Here is a 5,420-nt window from a genome sequence, read left to right on the forward strand (position 1 = left end):
TTTTCCCCTGCGGAGCCGCCCGTCGATGCCCCGGCCAGACCGGCCCGGTTCGGCAAAGTCAAGGCGGGGACCCGGCCGGCGCAGCCGGTTGGGGTGGAGGCCTTTACTTTGTCGATCCGGGCGGTATCAAAAAGTTTCGACGGGCGGTGCAGCGGGGAAAAGAGTTACCGGAAAGGGTTTCAGCTCAATTCCCCTGTGGTGAGCCCGGGGGCGCGGCCCCCTTTTTGTTCTTGAGGGACTTTGTGCTGCTGAGATTCTTTGCGGCTGATTCGGGGCCAGGAGGGACATTTTGGCAGATCGAGATGCTTTTAGCGAAAAAGGGCTCTGAGAGCTGATTTTGCTAAAAACCGCTATTTTGGCCGAATTTACTAATCGAGGGGCGTGTCTCTCAGACGGCTGGCGGGGAGGGGGCGGGAAAATGCCGTTTTACGACGGGTTTGCTAAAAAAGGGTGATTTGGCGGGCTGCAGGGCCGGTTTGTGGTTGCTGTCGTGGCCTGGTGGGGATTTTCGGCTGTTTGCGGCGCGGGCGGAAAAAGCTGAAACGGCCCACAGAGACGCGAACGGGCTGAAAACTTACGTCAGCCCCTTCCAGAGGACATGAGAGTTTTTAGAGATGAGGAATGGGCTGAAATAACCTACCAACCTTTGCCAACTTTTTGTAAACCGCCTGAGTTGTAATACCTAGCCGTTTTGCTACTGATGCGATTTTCTCCTTATTCACAATTACCAACCCCTTTGCAACTAGTTACCAACTCTATCGGCAACAATTGCAATTTGTTTGAAAGTAAAGCGAATAAGAAAGCTTGATAATTCTGTGTCACGATGAGGTATACTTCAATCTGACGTCAGAAAACCTGATTTTCGGTGTCAGATTAGACTCTAATATCACATTTATTGACAGGTTTGTAAAAATATCTTAGAGTCAATTCTGACATGCTTTGAGGGAGAATCACAAATGAAGGGCCAAAGAATCGGCTATATCCGTATTAGCAGCTTTGATCAAAACCCTGCCAGACAACTGGAACAAACTCAAGTTGATCGAGTCTTCACTGACAATGCTTCGGGTAAAGACTCCAAAAGGCCTGAGCTCGAAGCATTGCTGGCATTTGTGAGAGAAGGTGATACGGTAGTGGTTCACAGCATGGATCGGCTGGCCAGGAATCTTGACGACCTGCGACGAATCGTGCAGAGCTTAACGAAAGTCGGTATTCGCGTAGAATTCGTAAAAGAAGGTTTAATTTTTACTGGTGATGATTCGCCTATGGCAACGCTGCTTCTTTCAGTAATGGGCGCTTTTGCAGAGTTCGAGAGATCACTTTTGCGTGAGAGACAACGCGAAGGAATTGCTCTGGCAAAAAAGCGCGGGGTCTATCGTGGAAGAAAAAAAGCTCTGGATGCTGCCCAAGCAGAAAGTCTTCGAAAACGGGCACGGGCTGGCGAAGAAAAAGCGCATCTGGCCAGAGCATTTGGAATCAGTCGAGAAACAGTATATCAATATATTCGCTCTGGGAGCTGATTTTGATGAGACAAAAATTGCTTAGCGTACGTAAATTTCCGTTTGGTGTCGTGACCCCTTGTTGTAACCAAAGGCAATCAAGGCGCGACAGCGGCAATAAAGCTTCAAATTGTTTTTTGAAAGGCTTTCCCTCTCTAGTTCAGCAATAAACTGAAAATCAGAGTCTGAAAGCACAAGGTCGATAAATGCTGGCATAATTTCAACCTTATAAGAAATTGTTACCATCATTTTAAATCATTCCGTCATATAGTTGGTACAGGTTTTGCTTTACCTTTTAGTGAAAATGAAAACTTGTGATAAATGAGGTGATTGTATGACGAACTCAATTAAAACCTATCTCCTTCTCGCAGTTCTCATAACTATAACCCTTTTTGCTGGTGAGGCCCTCGGTGGAGAGCATGGCTTGTTCATAGCCCTGGTGATGTCCCTGGTCATGTCATTTGGGAGTTACTGGTTCTCCGACTCCATTGTCCTGTCTATCTATGGAGCTCGCGAACTATCCCCTCGCGAAGCTCCTGAGTTGCACGGCATTGTGGAAGAACTTGCCCAGGCTGCAGGAATTCCAAAACCGAGGGTGTGTCTTATCCCATCAGCTTCACCCAATGCTTTTGCTACAGGTCGCGGCCCTGGTCACGCCGCGGTGGCGGTAACTCATGGAATTTTACAGACCCTGAGCATGAGAGAGTTGCGGGGCGTTCTTGCCCATGAGATCGCGCACATCGCTAACTATGATGTTCTTCTGTCCACGGTTGTCGCCACATTGGCCGGCTCTTTATCCATGCTTTCCCGCATGGTGTTTTGGTTTGGAGCCGGTTTGGGATCTGCCAACGATCGAGAGGACGGCCAAAACCCTTTACTGGCGATGGTAATGATGATACTGGCTCCTTTTGTTGCTCTTCTTGTGCAGATGGCAATTTCACGGAACAGGGAATTCCTTGCCGATGAGACGGGAGCACGATTAAGCGGAGACCCTACGGCTCTGGCTTCGGCTTTGGCCAGAATTCATTCTGGAATAGCGTCATATCCAATGCGCGACGTTGAACCTGCAACGTCGCACATGTTCATCCTGCAACCATTCGACGGAAACGGTCTTTTAGATCTCTTTTCCACCCATCCACCGGTCAGAGAACGCATCAATCGGCTTTATGAAATGGCGCGATCCGTTTCCACGACCAATGGGTTCAGACCTTTCGGCTTTGCTCTATAAGATTTCTATTAGTGATTTTTTTGGAACCCTTTTTCCAACATAAGTGTCAAAGTCTTTTGGAAGTCGGGTTACGACGCAAAAAAAATTCAACGAACAATTTTTATAATAAGGAGGGTACATATGGACTGGAAAAAACTTGCTCCATGGAACTGGTTCAAAAAGGAAGAAGAAGAAGGAACAAAAGTTCCGGTTGCCCGAGACTCGGCTCGGTCTTCCTTACAACATCCGATGGTTGAGTTGCAACGGGAAATAGATCGTGTGTTCAACACATTCTTCCGCGACTGGCCGTTGAGATCTTTCCCTTCACTTCTCGGAAACTCTTTGTCAGGGGAGATGGGTTTTCTGCGACCTACTCTTGATCTTTCCGCCACAGATGAAGCCTACACTGCCACAATTGAAATCCCGGGGGTTGACCCCAAGGATGTCAAGGTAGAACTACGCAAGAACAATCTCTTCATCACTGGTGAAAAGAAGCAGGAAAAGGAACACAAGGGAAATGACCACTACTGTGTGGAACGGTCATACGGAATGTTCCGGCGAATCCTGACCCTTCCTGAAGATGTCGATGTCGACAAAATCTCAGCTTCATACAAGGATGGCGTCATGACCCTGAGCATTCCCCGAAAAGCTCTTCCGCCTTCTGAACAACGCCAGATTGAGGTGACGTCCGCGTAATGGTCCGGCGGGGTATTTCTCCCCGCCGGCCTACGACCCTTTGAAAATCCTGTCAATCTTACTGAAAGGAGATCGAGCATGCCAAAGATCCGATGTTTTTCTCAAATCTTCTTCATCCTTGTGGTCCTTAGCACCACGCTCTTCTCGTCCACACCGGCGTCTTTTGCCGGTGATAATGCTGACCAGGTCGCCACTCCAACGACCCAAACCACGGAAAACTCTCCTGATTCGGAAGCTAAGAGTGAGCATGTCCAGAACGTCCAGCCATCTATTGACAAGAAGGTTCAGGGGGACATTGATAAGCCGCAGAACCGCCTTGTTCAAGAGGCCATCTCAGCGCTTGAAGATACGAAAAAAGCCCTGAAGGCTCTGGAAGATGGGAAGAAGGAAGAGGCTCTTGCTTGCCTGGAGAGAATCGTCGGAAAGCTCCAACTTGCCGTGGCCCGAAATCCCAAGCTGGCACTCTTCCCGGTCAGTCAGCAGACGATCGTCCACGACCTCTTTGCCAAAGCGGAATCAGTAGAAGCGGCCATCAAGGAAGCAAAAAACAAACTGAATGATGGCGCGGTCCAAGCCGCTCGCCACATCTTGGCTTCTCTGGCCAGTGAGATAATCGTTCAGGTAACAAAGCTCCCCATCGCCACATTTCCCAAAGCCATCATGGCAGTGGCCCCTCTTATTGATGCAGACAAGATCGAGGAAGCCAAGGCCCTGCTTCGGCAAACGCTCGGAACTCTGGTGATCGAGGAATACATTACCCCGTTGGCGCCAAGTCGTGCCAAGCTGATGCTTAAAGAGGCGGGGAACCTGGCAGAAAAATCTGACCGGTCGGCGACTGATAACCAGCGATTGGCGTCCCTCCTGGACAATGTCGACAACGAGCTCCGTCTGGCCCAGATCCTGGGGTATCAAATCGACCAAACGGAGGCATACAAGAAGATTTTTGAGGAGCTGAAGACAATCCGACAGAAGACCGAAGGTGGGAAATCCGGTAAGGGCTTCTTTACCGCCATTCAGGAGATGCTCTCCCATCTGTGGCCGTGAATTCCCCACTCTCTCCGGTATTCCCCCCCCGGCCATCTTGATCCGGCCGGGGGGATGCCTAGTGTGCCCGGCATGGGCGATAACTCGGCGGTGCAAGTCCGCTACAGGCTTGGCAGCAGGAACTGTTAGCCAAAGGCAAGGGTGTCCACCGTGAGGTGGAATCTGAAGGAAGCTGGAGGCAAACCCTCGGCCCGATGAACAAGAACCGTATATAAGGCATTGCATGACTGGACGAGCTTGCTAGGCAAAGCAAAGTCCAATACTGCCCGAGGTCTGCGGTGTAAATGCGGCGGGTGTATGAGGGGAAAGTTATCGTTCTTACCTGGGGAGGTCTTGTAGTGGTCGCCGACAAGAGGGATGGTTAGACAACCCACAGCGACAGGTGGGGCAGCAATGCCCCACTGACCTACAAGAAGTCAGCAGAGGCCATAGTAGCGCAGCGATGCGTGAAGGGCCGAACAATGGTTAATCTTCGATCGTATGGAAGGCATAATGACGCAACGACTGCCGAATACTGTTCCAACAGGCTACCTCTGCAATGATACGGTGGAACCGGAAAGTAGCAGAGGAGCGCATAGCGCCGTTATACCCAAAAAGGCGAAAACGAAGATGGGTGCAGATGCTTTGCTCGAAATGGTGCTCGACAGAAATAATCTGAATCAGGCATTCAAGAGGGTGAAGCAGAATGGCGGTGGCGCTGGCATTGACGGAATGACGGTCGATCAAATGCTGCCTTATCTGAGAGCGCACGGGAGCAATCTGCTGGAAGAACTTGCAAGCGGGAAATACCGTCCCCAACCTGTTAAAAGAGTCGAGATTCCGAAACCAGACGGGGGAAAACGGCTGCTTGGTGTACCAACGGTAATAGACCGTATGGTTCAGCAGGCAATCGTGCAGGTATTACAACCGATATTCGAGCCGACTTTCTCTGACAGCAGTTTCGGGTTTCGTCCGAAGCGAAGTGCACAGCAGGCGAT

The 5,420-nt window shown here is 50.2% G+C and carries 6 protein-coding genes; all 6 read left to right on the forward strand.

All coding sequences use genetic code 11. The annotated features are described in order from the left end of the window. On the forward strand, positions 1 to 335 hold a 335-nt coding region (locus HPY90_RS14705), incomplete at its 5' end, for a hypothetical protein (protein WP_287195621.1). A 621-nt stretch (positions 336 to 956) separates the two neighbouring features. Next, positions 957 to 1,517: a recombinase family protein gene (locus HPY90_RS14710; protein WP_287195623.1), complete on the forward strand. Its 561-nt coding sequence runs from the start codon at positions 957 to 959 to the stop codon at positions 1,515 to 1,517. 313 nt (positions 1,518 to 1,830) lie between these two features. Then, complete coding sequence (locus HPY90_RS14715) at positions 1,831 to 2,724, forward strand: zinc metalloprotease HtpX (protein WP_287195625.1); 894 nt, start codon at positions 1,831 to 1,833, stop codon at positions 2,722 to 2,724. Positions 2,725 to 2,844: 120 nt separating this feature from the next. Then, positions 2,845 to 3,399, forward strand: coding sequence for an Hsp20/alpha crystallin family protein (locus tag HPY90_RS14720; RefSeq protein WP_287195627.1), 555 nt, complete (start codon positions 2,845 to 2,847; stop codon positions 3,397 to 3,399). 78 nt (positions 3,400 to 3,477) lie between these two features. After that, entirely contained in the window at positions 3,478 to 4,443 is a 966-nt protein-coding gene (locus tag HPY90_RS14725; RefSeq protein WP_287195628.1) for a YfdX family protein, read from the forward strand. A 609-nt stretch (positions 4,444 to 5,052) separates the two neighbouring features. Next, positions 5,053 to 5,420 (forward strand): reverse transcriptase domain-containing protein (locus tag HPY90_RS14730; RefSeq protein ID WP_287195631.1); only part of this gene is annotated, 368 nt, incomplete at its 3' end.

The sequence above is a fragment of the Syntrophothermus sp. genome (genome assembly GCF_013314835.1).
GTDB lineage: Bacteria > Bacillota > Syntrophomonadia > Syntrophomonadales > Syntrophothermaceae > Syntrophothermus > Syntrophothermus lipocalidus.